The following is a 21,832-nucleotide window of genomic DNA, read 5'->3' as shown; positions in this document are numbered from 1 at the left end:
AGGAAGACGCCATGGCCGAGCCGTTCCTCTCCATACAGCATGTGCAAAAGTCCTTCGGCGCCACCACCGTGGTCCAGGACTTCAATCTCGACGTCGAACCCGGCGAGTTCGTCTCCTTCCTCGGTCCGTCAGGCTGCGGCAAGACGACGGTGCTGCGCATGGTGGCCGGCTTCGAAGAGCCGTCGGCCGGCAAGATCGTGGTGGCGGGCAAGGACATCACCCGGCTGAAGCCCAACCAGCGCAATGTCGGCATGGTGTTCCAGGCCTATGCGCTGTTCCCGAACCTGACGGTGGCGCAGAACATCGCCTTCGGGCTTAAGGTGGCGGGCATGCCGAAGGCGGACGCCGACAGGCGGGTCGCCGAGATGCTCGACATCATCAAGCTGCCGCAGATGGGCGACCGCTATCCTTACCAGCTTTCCGGCGGTCAGCAGCAGCGCATCGCGTTGGCACGGGCGATTGCGCCGAAGCCGAAGCTGCTGCTTCTCGACGAGCCGCTCTCGGCGCTCGACGCCAAGGTTCGCGTGTCGCTGCGCGAGGAAATCCGTTCGATCCAAAAGAAGCTCGATATCACGACCATCTTTGTCACGCACGATCAGGAAGAGGCGCTGTCGATTTCGGATCGCATCGCCGTCATGTATGGCGGCAAGGCCGAGCAGGTTGGCACGCCGTTCGAGATCTACAACCGGCCGGCGACCAAGTTCGTCGCCAATTTCGTTGGCACGCTTAACGTGCTGGAGGGCAAGGTCACTGACGCCGCCTCGGGCAAGGTGCAGGTCAACACGCAGGAAGTATCGCTCAAGGGCAAGCTCAACGGCTCGAAGTCCGGCGACACGTTGTCCCTGGCGCTGCGGCCCGAAGCGATCTCGCTCGGGCGCCAACCCGGCCACGACACCAGCCTTTCGGGCGAGATCGCCGAGGTGCATTTCCTCGGCTCGGTGATCCGGGTGCGCGTCGGCATCGGCGGCAACACGGTGTCGCTCGACACCTTCAACAACTCCGCGACGCCGCCGCCCGTCGTCGGGCAGAAGGCGGATATCTCCTTCTCGTCAGGCGACATGCTGGTCCTGCATTAGGCTGTGTCGATATTCAGGTGAGGCCGGCCTGCAAATGCCGGCTTCCTGCGCTTCCGGCCTTCGCCGGCCGAAGCATTCGTGAAAGGGGCGGGACAGTTAAGGCTACGGCCGGCGTAGGCCGGTGCTCACGTACTTCAAGTACGCTCCGCTCCGGTTTCGGCGCGGCCTGACTCGCGCCAACTGGACTGAGGCTCTTCAAGCCGGCGCAATGTGCATATGGCCAGGCGATATCGACGCGTTGGACAATCAACAGCATCCTATCGGAAGGCACTGCCAACTCGCCCGCTTCGCCGTTACGATGAGCCATGGCGCTGTTCGAAATCACCTTGATCCTGCTGCTGATTGCCGTCGCGCTGACGGCGCTGTCGCGCTGGCTGGAGGTGCCTTATCCATCGCTCCTGGCCCTGGCCGGGGCGGGGCTCGCCTTCCTGCCCGGCGCGCCGACGATCGAGATCGATCCCGAATTGGCGCTGGCGCTGTTCATAGCGCCTGTTCTCCTCGATGCCGCCTATGATACGTCGCTGCGCGATCTCAACCGCTACCGGCTGCCATTGGCGCTTCTGGCGCTTGGCGCCGTCGTCTTCACCACCGTGGTAGTTGCCTTCGTCGGCTGGAAGATGGCCGGCCTGCCGGTCGCGGCGGCGATCGCGCTCGGCGCCATCGTCGCGCCGCCGGACGCGGTGGCAGCAAGCGCAGTGCTCGGGCAGTTCAAGGTGCCGCATCGCGTCACCGCGATCCTGCAGGGCGAAAGCCTGCTCAACGACGCCACCGCGCTTTTGATCTACCGGATATCGGTCTCGGCGACGATCGGGGCCGTCATGCTGAAGGATGCGGTTCCCATCGTCCTGTTGTCCACGATCGGCAGCGTCGCCGCCGGCTATCTGTTCGGCCGCTGCTCGCTGTTGACGCTGTCGCGCATCGAGGACGCGGCGAGCAGCACGGTGGTGCAGTTCGCCGGAACTTTCGCCGTCTGGATCATCGCCGACAGGATCGGCCTTTCGGCCATCATCACCATCGTCGTCTATGCCATCACCATCGCGCGCACCGCACCGCGCCGCATGTCGGCGAGACGCCGCGTGAGCGCCTATTCGGTCTGGGAGTCAGCAGTTTTCGTGCTCAACGTGCTGGCCTTCGTCCTCATGGGTCTCCAGGCGCGGCTGATCGTCAGCCGGCTCGAGGGGCAAGGGCAGGCCGAGGCATTCGGCTTTGCCGCAACCGTGCTCGCCGTTGTCATCGTCGCGCGCCTCGCCTGGGTCCTGGGATGCGGCGCGATCCTCAGATGGGTGGCCCGCTTCGGCAGCGAGGCCCCGAAGCGGGAAGCGCCGTCGTTCCGCGGCGGCGTGCTGATCGGCTGGTGCGGCATGCGCGGGCTGGTGACGCTGGTGGCGGCCTTCGCCTTGCCGGCCGGCTTTCCGGGCCGCGATCCGATCGTGCTTGCCGCCTTCGCGGTGGTGCTTGGAACGCTGGTGCTGCAGGGCATGAGCCTGAAGCCGCTGCTGCGCCTGCTCAATTTCGAACGGGACACGACGGTCGAGATCGAGGTGGCTGAGGCGCGCGTCGCCATCATGCAGGCCGCACTCGACGTGTTGAGCCGCAAGACCTCGGCCGCGGCGGCGGTCGTGCGCGAGCAATACGAGGCCCAGCGCCTGATCGCCGAAAACCCGGAGGATGCCCAGGCCGCGACGGAGTACGACCGGCTGCGCCTCTATGCCATCAAGCGGCAGCGCGACACGCTGGAGGAACTGCGCCGCAGCGGGGCGATCGGCGACGAGGCCTATCACCGACTGGAGGAAGAGATCGACTGGGCGGAGCTGGCGGCGTCGCCGGCGGGAAGTTACCAGCCGCTCACCACCTACTAGGGACGGTCCGGTGGCCGTCAATTCAGGTGGACTATTCCGCGCGCCGCACCGGTCCATTGCAACGCTATGGCCGAGGCGCTACTGCCGTGGCAGGATATTCAGCCGGTTAATCGATGAAGCTGGTCAGCTACAACATCCAGTACGGCTACGGCAGCGACGGGCGCTACGATCTGGCGCGCGCAGCGCGCCTTGTCGACGGCGCGGACATCATCGCCCTGCAGGAGGTCGAGCGGCACTGGCAGCGCAGCAATGGCGACGACCAGCCGGAGATACTTTCGCAGCTGCTGCCGGGCTATTACTGGGTCTACGGCCCGGCCTTTGACATGGATGCCAGCGAAAAGCGCAACGGCCGCATTGTGAACCGCCGGCGGCAGTTCGGCACCATGGTGCTGTCGAAGCTGCCGATCGTCTGGTCGCGCCTGCAGGCGCTGCCGCTGCGCCGCACGCTGAGGCCGCTCAACACCCGGAGCGCGGCGCTGGAGTGCATGATCCGCACGCCTGCGGGGCCGGTACGGGTGCTGTCGCTGCATCTTGCGCATATCGCGGCCGAGGAGAGGCTGGGCCAGATCGACTACCTGCTTGCCGAGCATCGCCGGGCGCCATCCGAGGGCGGCCCGTGGAGCGGCGCCGATGACGAGCCGCAGCGCAACTGGAGCAATGGCGAGCCGGAGCCGGAAAACCCGCTGGCGGCGATCTGGCTCGGCGATTTCAACATGGAGCCGGGAAGTACGGAATACCGGCGCATCGTCGGCAGCACGCCCTATCATCGCGGCGCCGCCTATATCGACGGCTTCGTCGATGCCGCCGCCGTCGCCGCCGAGCCGGCAGCGGACTTCCATACGCATGAAAAGATCATCGACGGCAGGCTGGCGAAACGCCGGCTCGATCATTGCTTCGTCGGCGGCATGCTTGCCGGGCGGGTGCGTTCGGTGATGGCCGATATCGGCGAGGCGGCTTCCGACCATTTCCCGCTGAGGGTCGATATCGATCTGGAAACGCCAGGCATCGCCTCAGGGCTGGCGGGCGTGTGAGGCGGCCATGACGCTTTTCGTCGTCCTCGCGGTGCTGTCGGCGGCCGCCATGCATGCGATCTGGAACGCACTGGTCAAGGTGCATCTCGACCGCTTCCTGTCGATCACGCTGATGACACTCGGCACGGGATTCGCAGCGCTGCTGGCGCTGCCTTTCGTCGAAGTGCCGAATGCCGAGGTCTGGCCCTTCATTCTGGCGTCGGTGTTCTTCCACATGGGGTATCGGACATTCCTGATCGGTGCCTACAGGGCCGGCGATTTCGCCCAGACCTACCCGCTGGCACGCGGCACGGCGCCGCTGCTCTCGGCGCTCGGCGGCATCGTCCTGGTCGGAGAGGTTCCGGCGCCGCTCGCCATCTTCGGCATCGTACTTCTGTCGGCGGGCACGCTGGTCATGTCGTTCCGCGGCGGCGCGCATCTGGAAAGGCTCAATCTGCGCGCCGTCGGCTTTGCGCTCGGCACCTCGATCTTCATCGCCAGCTATACGCTCTCCGACGGCAGCGGCGCGCGGCTTGCGGCAACCGCACAAAGCTATTCGGCCTGGGTGTTCGTCTGCGACGCGCTCTCCGCTTTGGTGCTGTGCGTCGCCTTTCGCGGGCCGCAGTCGCTGCCCGTGCTCGCGCGCGACTGGAAGGCAGGGCTCTTCACCGGCGTGCTCAGCGGCGCGGCTTACTGGATCGCGATATGGGCGATGACCAAGGCGCCGATCGCCTCGGTCGCGTCGTTGCGTGAGACCTCGATCCTGTTCGCGATGCTGATCTCGGTACTGGCGCTGGGCGAGAAGATGACGGCATGGCGTGCCGCCGCTGCGCTCGGCATCGTCGCAGGAGTCGTCGCGTTGAGGCTCGGGTAGTTTCTCAGTCAGTCAGCCGGAAACTTCCAGATCGAACACCATCAACCCGGCGGTGCCGCCTTCGAGCGCCTCGACCAGCCGGGCGCCGGCGCGCTGATGCGCTTCGTGCACCAAATAGGCGTCGCGGGCGGCGGCATCGCGGAAGTCGATGGTGAAGCCATGCGTGAAGCCGCGCGCGAACGGTTCGGGGCTGATGTTGGCGCCGAAATGCACTTTGCCCATACCGCCGATGACCGAGCGCAGCGCTTCAAGATCGGCGTAGATCGCGATGCGTTCGGCGGCGGGAACATCGTTGCGGAAGCGGACAAAGACGCAGTGCCTGATCATCGCCCCTTCCTCAAGCCGCCTGGTTGCCCTTGAACACGGCCGGCGGCAGCGGCTCGCGGCCGAGGATCAGGTCGGCGCCCTTTTCGCCGACCATGACCGTCGGCGCATTGGTGTTGGAGGAGGGGACGCGCGGCATGACGGAGGCGTCGCAGACGCGCAGGCCTTCTATGCCACGCAGCCTGAGGTCCGGCGTCACCACGCTCATCTCGTCATGGCCCATGCGGCAGGTTCCGACCGGATGGTGGTCGGTCTTCGACGTGCGGCAGGCATAGTCGAAAAGGTCGGCGTCGCTCTGCAGGGCAGGGCCGGGCAGCACCTCGCGCAGCACATAGGGCTGAAGCGCCTTCTGGCGCATGATCTCGCGCGCCAGCCTGATCCCCTTGATCGACATGTCGCGGTCATAAGGGTCGGACCAGTAGTTCGGATCGATCAGCGGATGGTCGGCCGGATCGGCGCTCTTCAGCCGCACGGTGCCGCGCGAGCGCGGGCGCAGGAAAGCGGAATTCAGCGTCACACCGGGGTTCTTCAGCTTCTCGACGCCGGCCTCGATGCCGGAGCCGAGGCCGAGATGGAACTGGATGTCGGGCGAGGCGGCCGTCGGGTCGGCGTACCAGAAGCCTCCCGTTTCGAACAGGCTTGAAGCCACCGGCCCCTTCTTCAGCAGGAGATATTGCAGGCCGGCCCACAGCGTGCGGTGCAGCTTGGCGTAGTTGTCGTAGGTGTGGTCGCCCGTGCATTCGGCAATCACGAACAGGTCGAGATGGTCCTGCATGTTGGAGCCGACGCCCGGCAGGTCGTGGAGCGGCGTGACTCCGACCGATTTCAGATGGTCAGCGGGCCCGATGCCCGACTGCATCAAGAGTTTCGGCGAGCCGATGGATCCCGAGGAGACGATCACCTCGCGCTCGGCGTGCAGGATGGTCTTCTCGCCGCCTGGCTTGTCGACGATTTCGACGCCGATGGCGCGGCCCTTCTCGACGACGACGCGGGTGACGAGCACGTCGGTCCTGACGGTCAGGTTCTTGCGGGCGCGGATCGGCTTCAGATAGGCGACGGAGGCAGACGAGCGGCGCGCGTCCTTCTGGGTGAGCTGGTAGTAGCCGACGCCCTCCTGGCTGGCGCCATTGAAATCCGGATTGAAGGGGATGCCCATCTCCTGCCCGGCTCGGAAATAGGCCTCACAGATCGGCAGCGGCGAGATCGGGTTGGAGACGCCGAGCGGCCCCTGGTCGCCGTGATAGTCGTTGGCGAAGCGCTGGTTGTTTTCGGCGCGCTTGAAATAGGGCAGCACGTCGCGATAGCCCCAGCCGGCCAGGCCCTCTTCCTTCTCCCAGGCGTCGTAATCGCGGGCGTTGCCGCGCGTGTAGATCTGGGCGTTGATCGAGGAGCCGCCGCCCACCACCTTGGCCTGGGTGTACCAGAAGATGCGGTCCTTCATGTGCCTTTGCGGCACGGTCGACCAGCCCCAGGAGGCGATGCCCTTGGTCATCTTGGCGAAACCCGCCGGCATATGGATCAGCGGATGCCAGTCCTTGCCGCCGGCCTCCAGCAGCAGGACCGAATGGGAAGGATCCTCGCTCAGCCGGTTGGCCAGCACGCAGCCGGCCGGGCCGGCGCCAACAATGATGTAGTCTGCCATGGTTCCACTCACCTACAAGCGAGGCACGGAGAGCGCGCCGTCGACATCGATGACCGATCCGGTCGCAAAGCCAAATTTTCCGCTGGCAAGCGTGGCCACCACCGCGCCGATATCGGCCGCTTCGCCCCAGCGTTTGGCCGGCACCAGGCCGCCATCGATCAGCGCGTCATATTTGGCGGAGACGCCTGCCGTCATGTCGGTGCGGATGATGCCCGGCCGCACCTCGAACACGCCGATGCCTTCGGCGGCGAGCCTGAGCGCCAGGTTCTTGATCCACATGGAAAGGCCAGCCTTGGAAATGCAGTAGTCGGCACGCTCCGGCGAGGCCATCGTCGCGCTGACCGAAGTGATGGTGATGATCGATCTGGCCGGGCCGGCAGGCGTCGCCAGCATGGCCTTGGCGACGGCCTGGCTGAGGAACACCGTGCCGCGCAGATTGATGGCAAGCGCGCGGTCGAAATTTTCCGGCTTCAGCTCCAAAAGATCGCCACGCAGCACGGCGCCTATGCCGGCATTGTTGACCAGGCAGTCGATGCGGCCGAAGGCGTCAATCGTGCCCTCGACGAGGGCGGCATGGCCGCCAAGATCGGCGATGTCGCAGCGGGCATAGGCGAATCTCGCACCGCGTGCAGCGATGTTCTCGGCAAGTCCCTTGGCCGGCTTCTCGGCAAGGTCGGCGACAAGGATGTCGAAGCCGGCATCGGCCAGCGCTTCGGCGCAGGCGAGGCCGATGCCGCGCGCGCCGCCGGTGACGATGGCCGCCGGGCGGGTCATGTCGAAAGCTCCGTCTTGCGGATGTGATCGGCGACGCGCAGCGCCTGGGCGGCGATCGACAGCGCCGGATTGACCGCAGCGGAAGTCGGCAGGAAGCCGGCGTCGACGACGAACAGATTCCGGTGGTCGTAGGCGCGGCAGAACGTATCGAGGGGTGCCGCTGCCGGGTCGTTGCCCATCCTCACCGTGCCGCATTGGTGCGAGGGCGTGCGTTTGTCGAAGGGGCGCGACAGCACAATGGGATAGCCGCAGGCGCGAAAATTCTCGCGCATCACCTTGGTCAGTCCTTCGAGCGACTGCATGTTGGAGCGCCGCCACTGCATGACGATCTCCTTGCCGTCGACCATGATGCGGCTTTCGGGATCGGGCAGATCCTCGCACATCAGGTACCAGTCGACGGCGTGGCCGGCCATGAAGTCGAGCGCGAATTTCGGCGCCAGCTTCACATTGGCCTTGAGGATGTTGCCGTCGATCTTGCCGAGCAGTTGGACATTGCCTAGCGGCTTGCCGCCCTTGCCGTCCGACAGATAATAGTCATTGAGCATCAGCGTTTTCTGGTAGACGGCGTCGTTGCGGCGGCGCGGGTCGATCGCCAGCATCGCGCTCGAATTGTGGTTCATGAAATTGCGCCCGACCTGGTCGGAGCTGTTGGCAAGGCCCTTGCCCCCTTTCTTGCCGGTATTGGCCGAGGGCGAGCGGAGCAGGATAACGGCGGAGTTGATCGCGCCGGCCGACAGGATCACCAATTTCGGCGACAGCGTCTTTTGCGAGCCGTTCTGCGTGTAGTGGATGGCGGCGATCGACTTGCCGTCCGGCGACGCTTCGAGCCAGTCGACATGGGCGCCAGTCTCGAGCCGGATATTGCCGTCCGCCAGCGCCGCCGCGAGCGGTCCGGTCTGGGCATCGACCTTACCCTGGCCGGTGTTCGGGAATGCGTCCCAGCCGGTCTTGCCCTCCTTCAACCAGGCTTCGATATCGACGCCGAGCGGCAGCGAGGCGGGATGCAGGCCGAGGCCCTTGAGTTCGGCGCGGGCGCGCGCGATCGAAGGCTCGTCCGGCACCGGCTTGAAGGGATAGGGGAGCGAGTGGAACGGCTCGGTCGGGTCCTCGCCGAGACAGCCGCGCACGCGAAAAAGCCGCTCGGCCTCCGAATACCAGGGCTCGAACTCGTCATAGGAAAACGGCCAGGCCGGCGAGATGCCGCCGAAATGCTCGAGCTCGGAAAAATCCTCCTTGCGGTAGCGGATCAGCACCGCGCCGAAGAATTTCGAGTTGCCGCCGACATAATAGTAGTTGCCGGGGTTGAAGGCCGGGCCGCCGGCTTCGCGCCACATCTCCTTCGGCCGGTAATGCCCGTCGACGAAGATCGAGCGCGTCGAGCGCGCATGCGGCGTCGCGGGCAGGTGCTCGCCGCGCTCCAGGATTACGATCGAGGCGCCGCTGCCGGCCAAGCCGGAGGCGATCGTGGCGCCGCCGATGCCGGAGCCGATGATGACGATATCCGGGTTTGTCATGGCCGTCAGAGAATGCGCTTCTCAGTCGCCGGGTCGAAGAACACCGCCTTGGTCAGGTTGAAGGCGAGTGGCGTGCTGGTTCCCGGCTGAATCCTGGCATCGGCACGCAGCCGCGCCACGACGGCCTTGCCGCCGAGATTGGTGACGGCGAAGGTGTCGGAGCCGGCCGGTTCAACCACCTCGATATGGCAGTCGGCGGTGGCGATAGTAGCGCCGTTGCGCTCGGCGCCTTCGGGATCGGTCAACGCCTCCGGGCGGACGCCGAAGATGACCTGCTTGTCCTTGAAGGCCGCAAGGCCCGCCGGCGCACCGGGCAGCGCCAGCGTGATCGGCTGGCGCGCTTCGCGATCGAGCACCACGGACAACCCGCTGCCATTGGCGTCGATTTTCGCCGGAATCAGGTTCATCGCCGGCGAGCCCATGAAGTCGGCGACGAAGACGTTGGACGGGTTGTTGTAGACTTCCGCCGGTGTGCCGAACTGCTGCACCTCGCCGTCGCGCATCACGGCGATCTTGGTCGCCAGCGTCATCGCCTCGATCTGGTCGTGCGTGACATAGACGATCGTCGTGCCGGTGGTAGCATGCAGGCGCTTGATTTCGATGCGCATGTCGACGCGCAGCTTGGCGTCGAGGTTGGAGAGCGGCTCGTCGAACAGGAAGAGTTTCGGGTCGCGCACCAGTGCGCGGCCCATGGCGACGCGCTGCCGCTGGCCGCCGGAAAGCTGACTGGGCTTGCGCTGCAACAGGTGGCCGATCTGCAGTATCTTGGCCACCTTGTCGATCGCCGCCTGCCGCTCCGCCGCCGGCACGCCGCGCATCTCCATGCCGAAGGCGATGTTCCCGGCCACCGTCATGTTGGGATAGAGCGCATAGCTCTGGAAAACCATGGCGATGTCGCGCTTCGAGGGATGCAGATCGTTGATCGCCCGGCCGTCGACGCGGATCTCGCCCTCGGTGATGTTCTCCAACCCGGCAATGGTATTGAGCAGGGTGGACTTGCCGCAGCCGGACGGGCCAACCAGGACGAGGAAGCCGCCCTTTTCGAGCTCGACATTGATGCCCTTCAGGATCTCGACATTCCCGAAGCGCTTCTTCAGCCCATCAATTTCCAGAAAAGCCATGGTCGTTCCTTAGCGAAAAGAGGGTCAGCCCTTGACCGCGCCAGCCATCAGCCCGCGCACGAAATAGCGTCCGGCGACGACGTAGACGATCAGGGTGGGGAGTGCTGCGATCATCGCCGCCGCCATGTTGACGTTGTATTCGACGACGCCGGTCGAGGTGTTGACGACGTTGTTCAGCGCCACCGTCATCGGCATCACGTCGCCGGTGCCGGCATAGGCAGAGGCGAACAGGAAGTCGTTCCAGATGTTGGTGAACTGGTAGATGACGGTGACGACGAAGATCGGCATCGAGTTCGGCAGCATGATGCGGCGGAAGATCTGGAAGAAGGAGGCGCCGTCGACCTGCGCGGCCTTGATCAGCTCGGTGGGGAAGGCCTCGTAGTAGTTGCGGAAGAACAGCGTGGTGAAGCCCAGGCCATAGACCACATGGACGAAGACGAGGTTGACCGTCGAGTTGCCGAGGCCGAACGAGAAGCCGGTCGTGTTCCGCAGGTTGGCGCCGAAGCGGCCGATGCTGCCGAGGATCGTTGCCATCGGCAAAAGCACCGACTGGAACGGGATGAAGCAGGCGAACAACATCATGGCGAAGACCAGCGTGTGGCCGCGGAAGCGCCATTTGGTCAGCACATAGCCGTTGAGCGCGCCGAGCAGCGTCGAGATCAGCACCGCCGGAACCACCATCTTGATGGAGTTCCAGAAGTAGCCCTTGATGCCGGCGCAGGTGAGGCCGACGCAGGCCTCGCCCCAGGCCTTGCCCCAGGGCTCGAAGGTCGGCGACTGCGGCAAGGCCAGCATGTTGCCGTTCTGGATCTCGTCCATGGTCTTGAACGAGGTGACCAGCATGACGAAAAGCGGCACCAGGTAGAACAGCGCGAACAGCGCGAGCAGCCCGTAGATGACGATGCGGTTCACCGTTCTTGCGCTGATGCCGCTCGATACCTGGCGGGCAGGTGAGGTGACGGCGCTCATCGCGGCCTCTCCCTAAGCTCGGAATAGAGGTAAGGCACGATGATGGCGGTCAGCGTCATCAGCATGATCACCGCGCTTGCGGAGCCGACAGCCATTTCGTTGCGCTTGAAGGTGAACTCGTACATGAAGTTGGACGGCAGCCAGGCCGAGCCGCCGGGGCCACCGCTGGTCAGCGCCACGACGAGGTCGTAGGACTTGATGGCCAGATGCGCGAGCACGATGAAGGCCGAGAGGAACACCGGCCTCAAGAGCGGGATGACGATGCGGCGATAGAGCTGGAAGGTGGAGGCGCCGTCGATCTGCGCGGCTTTCATGATCTCGCCGTCGATCCCGCGAAGCCCGGCCAGGAACATCGCCATGATGAATCCGGAAGCCTGCCAGACGCCGGCGATCACCACTGTGTAGATGACGAAATCCTTGTTCTTGATCCAGTCGAAATGGAAGCTCGTCCAGCCCCATTGATGCAGCGTCTGCTCGAGGCCGAGGCCGGGGTCGAGGAACCATTTCCAGGCGACGCCGGTGACGATGAAGGAGAGCGCCATCGGATAGAGATAGATCGGCCGCAACACGCCTTCGCCGCGGATCTTCTGGTCAAGCAGGATGGCCAGGAACAGGCCGAGCGCCAGGCAGATCAGGATGTAGAGGAAGCCGAAAATGCCCATGTTGGTGATCGAGGTGTACCAGCTCGACGGCGGGTCGCTCTCGAAGGTCCAGCGCCACAGCCGCTGATAGGCGCGGGGGCCGGTGATGGCGTAGGACGGGAACGTCTTGGAGTTGGTGAACGACAGATAGATCGTCCACAGGATGAAGCCATAGACGAAGACGATCGTCGCCGCGAAGCTCGGCGCCAGAACGATCTTCGGCAGCAGGTCCTGCAACCGCGAGCGGACGGTCGCGCTAGGGCGGGTGTCGGGCCCCCGTGTCAGCTTGATGGTGGTTTCGGCAACTGTGCTCATCGGCTCATCCAGTACCCGGTTAGCGGAGATCGCCCGGCGCGCAGCGCACGCCATGGCGGCAATCCCGGATATCGTCTCGACGGTAGACCTCCCCCGCCGGAGCGGGGGAGATTTGAGTTCACGGCAAAACGCCTTACTTGGCGTCGTCGATGGCCTTGACTAGCTCGGTCACGGCCTCGTCCGAAGACTTGATCTGGCCGTGGACGAACTTCGAGATGACGTCCTTGTAAGCATTGGCAACGGCCGGAGGCGCGCCATAGCCCTGGGCCAGCGAGCCGAACAGCGTGCCGCCCTCATTGGCTTTCTTCAGGTCGGCGATGCCCTTCTTGCCGCATGCGTCGAAATCGGTGTCAGGCACGTCGGTGCGGGCCGGAACCGAGCCCTTCACGACGTTGAAGGCCGACTGGAAGCTTTTCGACAATGTGGCGGTGGCAAGCGCCACCTGGGCGGCCTTGCGGTCGTCCGGGACATTGAACATGCCAAACATGTCGGAGTTGTAGATCACGGTGCCGTCAGTGCCCGGGAAGCGATAGCACAGGAAGTCGGTGCCCGGGGTCTTCTTGGCGGCGTGGAACTCGCCCTTGGCCCAGTCGCCCATGACCTGAACCAGCGCATCGCCCTTGATGACCATGGCGGTGGCAAGGTTCCAGTCGCGGCCCGAGAAGTTCGGGTCGACATATTTGATGAGCTTGGCGAGGTTGTCGAACGACTTCTTCATCGTGTCGGACTTGAGCGACGTGTCATCGAGGTCGTTCATCGCCTTCTTGTAGAATTCCGGCCCGCCGGTCGACATCACAACGGAGTCGAACATGGTGGCTTCCTGCCAGTTCTGGCCGCCGAGCGCGAGCGGGATGACGCCCGCCGCCTTCGCCTTGTCGAGCAGGGCGATGAAGTCGTCGAAGGTCTTCGGCTCGGTGCCGCCGATCTTGTCCATCACCGCCTTGTTGATCCACAGCCAGTTGACGGAGTGGACGTTGACCGGAGCTGCGACCCACTTGCCGTCATAGACGGAGAATTTCTGCAGGGCGGTCGGAACCGACTTGTCCCAGCCTTCCTTCTTGGCGGTCTCGGTCAGGTCGCCCATGACGCCGGCTGCGGCATAGTCGAGCACCGTGTAGCCGAGCATCTGCGAGGCGGTCGGATAGTTGCCGGCTGCCACCATCGCCTTCAGGGCGGTCATGGCGGCATCGCCGCCGCCGCCGGCCACCGGCACGTCCTTCCAGGCATAGCCTTCCTTGGCGAGGTCCTGCTTCAGCACGTTCAGAGCGGCCGCTTCGCCGCCCGACGTCCACCAATGCAGCATCTGCACTTCCTTGACGTCCGCGGCATGCGCCGAGAACGCAAAGCTCGTCGCAAGAGCCGTTCCGATAAGCAGTTTGCGCAACATTACACTTCCTCCCTTGTTGCATTCACATAACCGGCGGATGTCCGCCGGGGTCTCCCAACTCAGCCGACCCACCACCCGGTGCGCTGGCCGCGATGAAACTGAATGGTCTTTTCCTCGGTATAATCCTCAACGGCACGTTTGCCGAGTTCGCGTCCGAGACCGGACTGCTTGTAGCCGCCGAAGGGCAGTTCGGGATAACCTTCCATGAACGTGTTCACCCAAACCGTCCCCGAACGCACTCCGCGCGCCACCGACATGCATGTGTCGATGTTGGCGCTCCACACACCCGCAGACAGACCATAGGGCGTGTTGTTGGCGATGTGCAATGCCCTTTCAATCGTTTCAAAAGTGAGCACGGACAGCACCGGCCCGAACACTTCCTCGCGGGCGATGGCCATGTCCTCGGTGACGCCCCGCACGATGGTGGGGTCGAGATATTGGCCGGCGTTGGAGGCGAGCTGCCCGCCACCGCTATAGATGCTGCCGCCATCGGTTTTCGCGGCCGTCACATAGCCGGCTACCTTTGCCATGTGATCGGCCGAGATCATGGCCCCGACCTTGGTGCGGTCGTCAAGCGGATCGCCAACCCTAACCTTGTCGGCCAGCGCCTTGACTCTCCTCAGGAACTCGTCGGCGATGGCTTCATGCACGATCAGCCGGCTGCCGGCGTTGCAGCATTCGCCGGCGTTGAAGAAGCCGCCGAACACGGCGGCGTCCGCCGCCGCTTCGAGGTCGGCGTCGGGAAAGACGATCTGGCCGTTCTTGCCGCCGAGTTCCATCGAGACCTTCTTCAGCGAATTCGAGGCCGCCGCCATGGTCATTTTGCCGACGCGGGTCGAGCCGGTGAAGGACACCATCTCGACCAGCGGATGGCTGACCATCGGCGCGCCGACATCGGCGCCGAAGCCCGCCAGGATGTTGACGACGCCGGCCGGCAGGCCGGCCTCAAGCAGAATGTCGCCGAGCACGAAGGTCGAGGCGGATGTCATCTCGCTCGGCTTCACCACCGCTGTGCAGCCGGCGGCAAGCGCGAAGGGCAGTTTCTGGCTGACGATCAGGAAGGGGAAGTTCCACGGCGTGATGATCGAGACGACGCCGATCGGCTCGCGCAGCACCACGCCCAGCATGGAGTCGCCGAGATTGGCGTAGCTCTCGCCATGCAGCGTGCGCGCGAGCGAGGCGGCATAGCGCCAGATGTCGACGGCTCCGCCGATCTCGTCGCGCGCCTGGGCGATTGGCTTGCCGGATTCCAGCGCGTCAAGCCGGGCGATCTCTTCCAGCCGGGTTTCGATCAGGTCGGCCGCCTTGAGCAGCGCAGCGGCGCGTTCGGAGGCTTTCATGCGCGGCCATGGGCCGGACTCGAAAGCCTTGTGCGCGGCCTGCACCGCGGCTTCCACTTCCGCGGCGCCCGCCTGGGCATAACGCGAAACGGCAAAGCCGTGGCCGGGGCTGCTGCGTTCGATCGTGCGGCCGTCGCGGGCGTCCAAATGCTTGCCGTCGATCAAAAGCTTGTAGGTCTTCGGCGCCTGGGACGCCTCAGCCGGCATGGCAATGTTGAGAGGTGCGTTCATCGGAATTCCTCTAGGATCTCGAAAAGGCCGGCTTCCGCTTGCCCTTAAAGGCGCTTACGCCGGCCTTGAGGTCGCCCGTCAGCGCGATGAATCCGCTGGCGAGTGCCTCGGTTGCTGCCGCGCTTTCCTCGCCTTCGGCTATGCCGATCATCAGCTTGGCGGCCTCGGTCGCCAGCGGACCGCGCTCGGCGATCTTTTCTCCCCAGACCTTCGCATTCTCCAGTGCCTGGCCGGTCTCGACGACGCGATCGACGATGCCGAGCGCAAGCGCGTCGGCCGCCGGGAAAATCTCACCGCCAATCGCCATGCGCCGCACCGCCTGCGCGCCGAAGCGGCGCACCGCACGCTGCGTGCCGGACCAGCCGGGCACGACGCCGATCGAGGTTTCAGGGAAGCCGAGCTTTACCTGAGTTTCGGCGACGCGGAAATCGCAGGCCGCGGCCAATTCCAGCCCGCCGCCCAGCGCATGGCCGGAGAGCACGGCGATGGTCGGTTGCCTGAGCCGCGCCAGCCGGTCGAAGACGCGGTGGCCATAGCGGACCCATTGTACCTGGAAATCGGCGGCGCTCATCGCGCCCCAGGCCTCGACGTCGCCGCCGGCGCAGAAGCCCTTGCCTTCGCCACGGATCAGCACGACGCGGACGCCCTCGGCCAGATCTGCCTCATCCAGTGCTGCTTCGAGCGCGCGCAGCATCGGAATGTCGAGCGCGTTGAACTTTTCCGGCCGGCGCAGCGTAACGATGCCGATGGCGCCGTCCTGCTCGAAGGTGACGAGTCGCTCAGTCATGCGCGCCTCCAAGCGAGGCGCCGCCATTGAGCGAAAGGCCGATCGGCCGATCCTGATAGAGTGCGGCAGGCGTGACCTTGAGGTCGTTGGCGACCGCGAGCGGAATGTCGGCCTGCGCCAGCACGTCGCGTTCGAGATCGATGCCGGGCGCCAGCTCGGTCACCATCAACCCGACCGGCGTCAGCTTCATCACGCAGCGCTCGGTGACATAGGTGATGTCCTGGCCTTGCGCGACCGCGCGTTTGCCGGAGAAGGAGATGTGCTCGACCTCCTCGACGATTTTCTTGACCTTGCCTTCCTGGTCGATGCGGATGGCGCCATCGGCCAGCGAGAGTTTCGCGCCGGCGTTGAAGAAACCGGAGAAGACGATCTTCTTCGCCCGCGCGGTTATGTCGACGAAGCCGCCGGCGCCGGCCGTGACATGCGGCCTTGCCGAGAGCTTCGACACATTGACCGAGCCGTGGCGGTCGATCTGCAGGAAGGAGAGCAGCGTAGCATCGAAGCCGCCGGCCTGGAAGTAGATGAACTGGTGCGGCGAAGGCATGATCGCCTCGGCGTTGGAGGCGCAGCCGAACTTGAAGTCGAGCAGCGGCACGCCGCCGACCGCGCCCTGCTCGATCACCCAGGTGACCTTGCCGTGCTGGCCTTCCTCCAAGAGGATGCGTGGCACGTTGGCGGAGATGCCGAAGCCGATGTTGACGGCCATGCCGTCGCGCAACTCCATGGCGACGCGGCGCGCGATGACTTTCTGGACGTTCATCTCCGGAGTGCGAAAGGTAGAGAGCGGCCGGAAGATCTCGCCCGAGATCGCCGGGTCGTAAGGCGTCTGCGTCGTCTGCAACTGATCGGGGACGACGACGATATGGTCGACCAGGACGCCCGGCACGCGCACATCATGCGGCTTCAGCGTGCCGTTCTCGACGACTCGCTTCACCTGCGCAATGACAATGCCGCCATTGTTGCGGGCAGCTAACGCCTGTTCCAGCCCGCCGAGATAGGCGCCTTCATGCTCATAGGTGAGGTTGCCGCGCTCGTCGGCGGAAGTAGCGCGAATGATCGAGATGTTGGGGATGATGGCGCGGAAATAGAGCCATTCCTCGCCGTCGAACTGCTGAACCGAAACGATCGGCTCGCTGGCGGCCGCATTCATGGCGCAGCCCTGGTGGCGCGGGTCGGCAAATGTGTCGAGGCCGACCTTGGTCAGCACGCCCGGCCGTTTTGCGGCCGCCTCACGATGCATGTCGAACAGGATGCCGGACGGCACGTTGTAGGCGGCGACCGAATTGTCGCCGATCATCTTCCAGATCTGCGGCGGCTCGGCGGAGGAAGGGCCGGAGGGGTACGAGCCGCAAAGCGTGCGCTTTAACAGGCCCGGCTTGGCGAGATGGTCGATGCCCTTGATGCCGTACATGTCGCCGGCGGCGATCGGGTGCAGCGTGGTGATAGCCGTCGGATGGCCTTCCGTATCAAAGCGCTCGCCGATCGCGGCAAGCACGGCGTCCGGGCAGCCGAGTCCGCTCGACGACGACACCGAGACGACCATGCCGTCCTTGATCAGGCTGGCGGCATGGGCCGCCGAGACGAGCTTGCTCACGCGAGGCTCCCGAGTTGTGGGTCGATGGTCACCGCCTTGCCGGCCTTCGACGATTGCAGCGCTGCTTCAGCCGATGCGAGCGACCATATGCCGTCCTCGCCGGTGGCCGAAGGCTGGCCCTCGCCGCGGATCGCGGCATGGAACTGGCGCAGCGAACGGGTGTAAAGGTCCTCGCGGTCGAAGGTCAGCTCTTCCTCGCCGCTCGCCGTGCGCAGCAGAACCGAGCCGACCGGCTTCTGCGTCATCACATTGGTGGCGATCAGCGAGCCTTCCGATCCATGCACCTCGAAGCCGGTGCCGGCGAACTTCGTCGTGAAGCCCTCGTGCGATTGCGCGATGACGCCGGACTTGAAACGCCAGATGCACATGGCGCCGTCCTCCAGGCCACCACCGGCCATGCCGGCCGACTGCGTGAAGGCCGAAATCTCGACCGGGTCGTCGCCGAGCACGAAGCGCAGCGTGTCTGCATCATGCACGGTGATATCGAGCACCACGCCGCCGCCGGCTTCGGGCCTGGCGATGCGCCAGCCCTGCAGGTTCTCGGGCAGGTAGACGGAATGAAAGACGCGCGCCGCAATCGGCCTGCCGATGCGGCCGGCCGCGATTGCCTCGCGCATCGCGCGGTGGGCGCCGGCATTGCGCAGATGGTGGTTGGTGCCGAACACGATGCCGGCTTTCTTGGCGGCGGCGACCATGCTGCGCGCATCGGCACTGGTCAGCGCCAGCGGCTTCTCGCAAAGCACATGCTTGCCCGCCTTGATCGCGGCAAGCCCCTGTTCGCGGTGCAGTTCGTTGGTGGTCGAGATGTAGACGGCGTCGACGTCCGAGCCAAGCAGCGCATCGAGGGTCGAGACGGCCGCCGGTATGCCGTTTTCCCTGGCGTAGGCCTGAGCCCGCTCTGAGCTGGAGCTCATCACGGCGGCAACCTCGCCGTCGGCCTGCGCGCGAATGGCATTGATCATGAACTGCCTGGCGATCGTGCTCGCGCCAATCAAGCCCCATCTCACGCCCATGCCGCGTCTCCCGCTCCAGCGCCGCGCGCGTTGCGGCTCGGGCCGCAGCTTTCCCTGACGACGAGGCTGACGGCGCCAATATGGTCCTCGGCGCGCGTTGTGCGCGACTGGATCATTTTCAGCATAACATGGGCGGCGCGCTCGCCGAGGCCGGCGGTATCGACGGCCACGCTGGTCAGCGCCGGCATATAATGCTCGGCCTCGGCCACGTCATCGAAGCCGACCACGGCGAAGTCCGTCCCGGCCTCGAGGCCGCGCTTGCGCAGCGCCAGCATCACGCCGAAAGCGACGGCGTCGTTGAAGCAAAGGGCAGCTGTTGGCGGCTCAGCCGCTGCAAGCGCGGTCTCCAGGCAGGTCATGCCACCCTTGCGGCTGGTCTCGCCCTCGACGATCGTTCTGTCGGCGACGGGGATCGCCAGCGTTTCGCAAGCCTCCAGAAAGCCGCCCAGCCTCTGTTGATAAACCACGAGGTCGGACGAACCGCCGAAGAAAGCCAGTCGGCGGTGGCCCTTGCCGATCAGATGCTCGGTGGCGATGAAGGCGCCGCGATGGTTGTCCGGCGCGATTACCGGAATGCGGCTCTCGGGCAACCGGCGCATGGTGAAGACGATCGGCACGCCGGCGGTCTCGATGCGGCGGAAGGCGCCAGGCGTGGTGCCGCGCGCCGGTGAGACGATCAGGCCGGCGACGCCTTGCTCCATCAACGATTTCAGCACCTCTTCCTGGCGAACGGGATTTTCGGCGGTGTTGGCGATGAAGGGCACGATGCCGGCCGCCTGGAAGACGCGCTCCATGCCGACCGCAAGCTCCGCGAAGAAGGGATTGGTGAGATCGTTGATCACCATGCCGATGACGTTGGAGTGGGCCTTGCGCAGATTGGCGGCGCCGCGGTTGTAGACATAGCCGACATCCTCGATCGCCTTGCGGACCTTGACCGCGGTCTCAGGCCGGATGAGCCCGCTGCCTTGCAGCACGAGCGATACCGTCGATTTGGACACGCCGGCTTCGCGGGCAATGTCCAGGATCGTCGCCTTGGCCCGGCTGGCCATCTCCCTGCTTTCCTCCGCGTTCTGGTGCAAAATTTATTGGAACGTTCTAAACCTCACATCAAGCGGGAGTCAATTGGGAATCTCGCCGAAATTGAAAATGTGACCGATAGCGAACAAACTTAAGGCTTTGGTGGTGCGATGCAGCATTGGATCGCTTCAGTTCCAGAATCATAAAAGGTTCTTGATTTATTGGAACGTTCCATCTATAGGCTGCCGCAAAGGGAGCTTTCCATGGACATCATCCTGCCTGCGGAGAATGGCGACCGTGTCGGCTACCGGCTGGTCGGCCAACCGGTGGAGCCCGTCATCGGCGCGGATTTCCCACGCATCGCTTATGCGGCGGCCCATGTCGTCGCCAACCCCTTCGCCATGACCGATCCCTGGGCGCAGCCGGCGGTCGACTGGGACAAGACGATGGCCTTCCGCCATCATCTGTGGCGGCTCGGTTTCCGCATCGCCGAGGCGATGGACACCTCGCAGCGCGGAATGGGCTTCGACTGGGCGAGTGCGAAGGAACTGATCCGCCGCTCGATCGCCGAGGCGCGCACGGTGACGGGCGCCGATCTTGCTTCCGGTGCCGGCACCGACCATCTGGCGCCAACGGCGGCAGGGACGCTGGACGACGTGATCCGCGCCTATGAGGAGCAGTTCGCCTTTATCGAAGGCGAGGGCGGCAAGGCGATCATGATGGCAAGCCGCGCGCTGGCCGCTGTGGCCAAGGGCCCCGATGACTACGCCCGCGTCTACGACCGCATCCTCAGCCAAGCCTCCGGCAAGGTCATCCTGCACTGGCTGGGCGACATGTTCGATCCGGCGCTCGAGGGCTATTGGGGCAGCCGGGATTTCGAGTCCGCGCTGGAGACGGTCGTTGCCATCATCGAGCGGCATGCCGGCAAGGTCGAGGGCATAAAGATATCGCTGCTCGACGCCGGCAAGGAGGTGCTGCTGCGCAACCGGCTGCCCGAGGGCGTGGTGATGTTCACCGGCGACGATTTCAACTACCCCGAGTTGATCGCGGGTGACGGCAAGCGGCATTCGCATGCGCTGCTCGGCATCTTCGATGCCATTGCCCCGGTGGCGAACGCCGCGCTGGCCAGGCTCGGCGCGGGCGACCGGGCCGGCTACGAGGCGCTGATGGCGCCGACCGTGCCGTTGTCGCGCAAGATCTTCGAGGCGCCGACCGAATATTACAAGGCGGGCATCGTCTTCATGGCCTGGCTGAACGGCCACCAGGATCATTTCACCATGGTCGGCGGCATGCAGTCGGCACGCGGCATCTGCCACTACGCGGATGTGTTTCGCCTTGCCGATCAGGCCGGCTTGCTGGCCGATCCCGAGCGCGCCGTCGCCAGGATGAAAGCCCTCTGCGCCGTCGCGGGCGTCTGATACGCCTTTTCGCTTCCCGCAATCTCAAGCGCACCTCACCGACAGCGTCAAATATTGCGGCATTGGCGATGCGCCGTGCCATGAAGGCAGGGGGCGGCGGTGGCGGCAATACCGGTCATTCGCCCGATCTGACGCCACAATGATTCGATGAGGGAGTAGTAGGGCAGTTGGGGAACCCGGCTACGCAGCGGCAAGCCCTATTGCCTATTGCCGTGATCCTAGATTTGGCTGGATGGTGGGCGTGACAAGGATTGAACTTGTGACCCCTGCAATGTCAATGCAGTGCTCTCCCGCTGAGCTACACGCCCATCCGAAGCCGCGCATACACCATTTTTGGTCCGGCGCGTCAATAGAAATGCGAAAATAAGGCTTCGCTTTGCCGCACCGGCGGAAGGCCGCCGATGTGTTGCCGGAAAATATCTCAGGCCGCCTGCAACATCTTCTCGACCTCGTTAACGAGGTCACGCAGATGGAAGGGTTTCGACAGCACCTTGGCGTCCTTGGGCGCCTTGGAATCCGGATTGAGCGCGACGGCGGCGAAGCCGGTGATGAACATCACCTTCAAGTCCGGATCGATCTCAGTGGCGCGGCGGGCGAGCTCGATCCCGTCCATCTCGGGCATGACGATATCGGTCAGAAGCAGCGAGAAAGGCTCCTCGCGCAGCCGCTCATAGGCGCTGGCGCCGTTGTCGAAATCGCTTACCTGGTAACCTGCTCGTTCCAGCGCCTTGACGAGGAAGCGGCGCATGTCGTCGTCGTCTTCCGCCAGCAGTATGCGTGCCATCTTGTCCCGTCCGAATCACCCGCTCCAGGCCTGCCGCCCGGCAGGCCGTTAACCATCCTGTATATGAGGACGAGACGGTAAACATCAAGTGAACAATGGCCCGTCTGCGCCACTTCAGCCAGCCGTTTCGTGCGGCTGAAAT

19 protein-coding genes and 1 tRNA gene are annotated in these 21,832 nt (G+C 64.8%); 5 read left to right on the top strand and 15 right to left on the bottom strand.

Going from position 1 to position 21,832, the window contains the following annotated elements; all coding sequences use genetic code 11:
- The first annotated feature begins 11 nt into the window (after positions 1-11).
- From RFN28_RS04345 to RFN28_RS04330, 4 genes are all read left to right on the top strand, one after another.
- The gene (locus RFN28_RS04345) at positions 12-1,076 is read left to right on the top strand and encodes an ABC transporter ATP-binding protein (protein WP_320286138.1); all 1,065 of its coding nucleotides are present in this window, start codon (positions 12-14) and stop codon (positions 1,074-1,076) included.
- A 305-nt stretch (positions 1,077-1,381) separates the two neighbouring features.
- On the top strand, positions 1,382-2,935 hold the full coding sequence (locus RFN28_RS04340; protein ID WP_320286137.1) for a cation:proton antiporter: 1,554 nt from the start codon (positions 1,382-1,384) through the stop codon (positions 2,933-2,935).
- Between the two features lie 113 nt (positions 2,936-3,048).
- Complete coding sequence (locus RFN28_RS04335) at positions 3,049-3,966, top strand: endonuclease/exonuclease/phosphatase family protein (protein WP_320286136.1); 918 nt, start codon at positions 3,049-3,051, stop codon at positions 3,964-3,966.
- Positions 3,967-3,973: 7 nt separating this feature from the next.
- On the top strand, positions 3,974-4,819 hold the full coding sequence (locus RFN28_RS04330) for an EamA family transporter (RefSeq protein ID WP_320286135.1): 846 nt from the start codon (positions 3,974-3,976) through the stop codon (positions 4,817-4,819).
- A 12-nt stretch (positions 4,820-4,831) separates the two neighbouring features.
- On the opposite strand, the gene RFN28_RS04325 is transcribed toward RFN28_RS04330, so the two are convergent.
- From RFN28_RS04325 to RFN28_RS04265, 13 genes are all read right to left on the bottom strand, one after another.
- Positions 4,832-5,146, bottom strand: a complete 315-nt coding sequence (locus tag RFN28_RS04325; RefSeq protein ID WP_320286134.1) for a Dabb family protein — start codon at positions 5,144-5,146, stop codon at positions 4,832-4,834.
- Between the two features lie 10 nt (positions 5,147-5,156).
- Positions 5,157-6,785: a GMC family oxidoreductase gene (locus tag RFN28_RS04320; RefSeq protein ID WP_320286133.1), complete on the bottom strand. Its 1,629-nt coding sequence runs from the start codon at positions 6,783-6,785 to the stop codon at positions 5,157-5,159.
- Positions 6,786-6,797: 12 nt separating this feature from the next.
- On the bottom strand, positions 6,798-7,559 hold the full coding sequence (locus RFN28_RS04315; protein WP_320286132.1) for a 3-ketoacyl-ACP reductase: 762 nt from the start codon (positions 7,557-7,559) through the stop codon (positions 6,798-6,800).
- On the bottom strand, positions 7,556-9,073 hold the full coding sequence (locus RFN28_RS04310) for a GMC oxidoreductase (protein ID WP_320286131.1): 1,518 nt from the start codon (positions 9,071-9,073) through the stop codon (positions 7,556-7,558). The genes RFN28_RS04315 and RFN28_RS04310 overlap by 4 nt, the downstream gene beginning before the upstream one ends.
- Before the next feature lie 5 nt (positions 9,074-9,078).
- Positions 9,079-10,194, bottom strand: coding sequence for an ABC transporter ATP-binding protein (locus RFN28_RS04305; RefSeq protein ID WP_320286130.1), 1,116 nt, complete (start codon positions 10,192-10,194; stop codon positions 9,079-9,081).
- Positions 10,195-10,218: 24 nt separating this feature from the next.
- The gene (locus tag RFN28_RS04300) at positions 10,219-11,163 is read right to left on the bottom strand and encodes a carbohydrate ABC transporter permease (RefSeq protein WP_320286129.1); all 945 of its coding nucleotides are present in this window, start codon (positions 11,161-11,163) and stop codon (positions 10,219-10,221) included.
- Entirely contained in the window at positions 11,160-12,119 is a 960-nt protein-coding gene (locus RFN28_RS04295) for a carbohydrate ABC transporter permease (RefSeq protein ID WP_320286128.1), read from the bottom strand. Before RFN28_RS04295 ends, RFN28_RS04300 begins: the two co-directional genes overlap by 4 nt.
- Positions 12,120-12,252: 133 nt before the next feature.
- Entirely contained in the window at positions 12,253-13,506 is a 1,254-nt protein-coding gene (locus tag RFN28_RS04290) for an ABC transporter substrate-binding protein (RefSeq protein ID WP_320286127.1), read from the bottom strand.
- Between the two features lie 59 nt (positions 13,507-13,565).
- Positions 13,566-15,077 carry an aldehyde dehydrogenase family protein gene (locus tag RFN28_RS04285; RefSeq protein ID WP_320286126.1) on the bottom strand — a complete coding sequence of 504 codons (1,512 nt, stop codon included), beginning with the start codon at positions 15,075-15,077 and terminating at the stop codon, positions 13,566-13,568.
- Between the two features lie 10 nt (positions 15,078-15,087).
- Positions 15,088-15,864 (bottom strand): enoyl-CoA hydratase/isomerase family protein, encoded by a 777-nt coding sequence (locus RFN28_RS04280; protein ID WP_320286125.1) that lies wholly within the window; start codon positions 15,862-15,864, stop codon positions 15,088-15,090.
- Complete coding sequence (locus RFN28_RS04275) at positions 15,857-17,458, bottom strand: acyl CoA:acetate/3-ketoacid CoA transferase (protein ID WP_320286124.1); 1,602 nt, start codon at positions 17,456-17,458, stop codon at positions 15,857-15,859. The genes RFN28_RS04280 and RFN28_RS04275 overlap by 8 nt, the downstream gene beginning before the upstream one ends.
- The gene (locus tag RFN28_RS04270) at positions 17,455-18,471 is read right to left on the bottom strand and encodes a Gfo/Idh/MocA family protein (protein ID WP_320286123.1); all 1,017 of its coding nucleotides are present in this window, start codon (positions 18,469-18,471) and stop codon (positions 17,455-17,457) included. Before RFN28_RS04270 ends, RFN28_RS04275 begins: the two co-directional genes overlap by 4 nt.
- Positions 18,462-19,520, bottom strand: a complete 1,059-nt coding sequence (locus RFN28_RS04265) for a LacI family DNA-binding transcriptional regulator (protein ID WP_320286122.1) — start codon at positions 19,518-19,520, stop codon at positions 18,462-18,464. The genes RFN28_RS04270 and RFN28_RS04265 overlap by 10 nt, the downstream gene beginning before the upstream one ends.
- 231 nt (positions 19,521-19,751) lie before the next feature.
- Between RFN28_RS04265 and RFN28_RS04260 the strand changes: the two genes are divergently transcribed.
- Complete coding sequence (locus RFN28_RS04260) at positions 19,752-20,906, top strand: dihydrodipicolinate synthase family protein (RefSeq protein WP_320286121.1); 1,155 nt, start codon at positions 19,752-19,754, stop codon at positions 20,904-20,906.
- Positions 20,907-21,139: 233 nt separating this feature from the next.
- Here the strand turns inward: RFN28_RS04260 and RFN28_RS04255 are convergent.
- Both RFN28_RS04255 and cpdR read right to left on the bottom strand, forming a co-directional pair.
- A tRNA-Val gene (locus RFN28_RS04255) sits at positions 21,140-21,214 on the bottom strand.
- A gap of 113 nt (positions 21,215-21,327) precedes the next feature.
- Positions 21,328-21,690 (bottom strand): cell cycle two-component system response regulator CpdR, encoded by a 363-nt coding sequence (gene cpdR / locus RFN28_RS04250; RefSeq protein ID WP_006199474.1) that lies wholly within the window; start codon positions 21,688-21,690, stop codon positions 21,328-21,330.
- Positions 21,691-21,832 lie beyond the last annotated feature (142 nt).

The organism is Mesorhizobium album, assembly GCF_033977205.1.
GTDB classification, from domain to species: domain Bacteria; phylum Pseudomonadota; class Alphaproteobacteria; order Rhizobiales; family Rhizobiaceae; genus Mesorhizobium; species Mesorhizobium album.
The sequence above is the reverse complement of the archived record's forward strand: the minus strand, read 5'-3'. Positions and strand labels throughout refer to the sequence as shown.

What these genes read in the sequence shown, in the direction of transcription:
- RFN28_RS04345 (WP_320286138.1), top strand. Translation starts at nt 12, where the DNA reads ATGGCCGAGCCGTTCCTCTCCATACAGCATGTGCAAAAGTCCTTCGGC.
- RFN28_RS04340 (WP_320286137.1), top strand. Translation starts at nt 1,382, where the DNA reads ATGGCGCTGTTCGAAATCACCTTGATCCTGCTGCTGATTGCCGTCGCG.
- RFN28_RS04335 (WP_320286136.1), top strand. Translation starts at nt 3,049, where the DNA reads ATGAAGCTGGTCAGCTACAACATCCAGTACGGCTACGGCAGCGACGGG.
- RFN28_RS04330 (WP_320286135.1), top strand. Translation starts at nt 3,974, where the DNA reads ATGACGCTTTTCGTCGTCCTCGCGGTGCTGTCGGCGGCCGCCATGCAT.
- RFN28_RS04325 (WP_320286134.1), bottom strand. Translation starts at nt 5,146, where the DNA reads ATGATCAGGCACTGCGTCTTTGTCCGCTTCCGCAACGATGTTCCCGCC.
- RFN28_RS04320 (WP_320286133.1), bottom strand. Translation starts at nt 6,785, where the DNA reads ATGGCAGACTACATCATTGTTGGCGCCGGCCCGGCCGGCTGCGTGCTG.
- RFN28_RS04315 (WP_320286132.1), bottom strand. Translation starts at nt 7,559, where the DNA reads ATGACCCGCCCGGCGGCCATCGTCACCGGCGGCGCGCGCGGCATCGGC.
- RFN28_RS04310 (WP_320286131.1), bottom strand. Translation starts at nt 9,073, where the DNA reads ATGACAAACCCGGATATCGTCATCATCGGCTCCGGCATCGGCGGCGCC.
- RFN28_RS04305 (WP_320286130.1), bottom strand. Translation starts at nt 10,194, where the DNA reads ATGGCTTTTCTGGAAATTGATGGGCTGAAGAAGCGCTTCGGGAATGTC.
- RFN28_RS04300 (WP_320286129.1), bottom strand. Translation starts at nt 11,163, where the DNA reads ATGAGCGCCGTCACCTCACCTGCCCGCCAGGTATCGAGCGGCATCAGC.
- RFN28_RS04295 (WP_320286128.1), bottom strand. Translation starts at nt 12,119, where the DNA reads ATGAGCACAGTTGCCGAAACCACCATCAAGCTGACACGGGGGCCCGAC.
- RFN28_RS04290 (WP_320286127.1), bottom strand. Translation starts at nt 13,506, where the DNA reads ATGTTGCGCAAACTGCTTATCGGAACGGCTCTTGCGACGAGCTTTGCG.
- RFN28_RS04285 (WP_320286126.1), bottom strand. Translation starts at nt 15,077, where the DNA reads ATGAACGCACCTCTCAACATTGCCATGCCGGCTGAGGCGTCCCAGGCG.
- RFN28_RS04280 (WP_320286125.1), bottom strand. Translation starts at nt 15,864, where the DNA reads ATGACTGAGCGACTCGTCACCTTCGAGCAGGACGGCGCCATCGGCATC.
- RFN28_RS04270 (WP_320286123.1), bottom strand. Translation starts at nt 18,471, where the DNA reads ATGGGCGTGAGATGGGGCTTGATTGGCGCGAGCACGATCGCCAGGCAG.
- RFN28_RS04265 (WP_320286122.1), bottom strand. Translation starts at nt 19,520, where the DNA reads ATGGCCAGCCGGGCCAAGGCGACGATCCTGGACATTGCCCGCGAAGCC.
- RFN28_RS04260 (WP_320286121.1), top strand. Translation starts at nt 19,752, where the DNA reads ATGGACATCATCCTGCCTGCGGAGAATGGCGACCGTGTCGGCTACCGG.
- cpdR (WP_006199474.1), bottom strand. Translation starts at nt 21,690, where the DNA reads ATGGCACGCATACTGCTGGCGGAAGACGACGACGACATGCGCCGCTTC.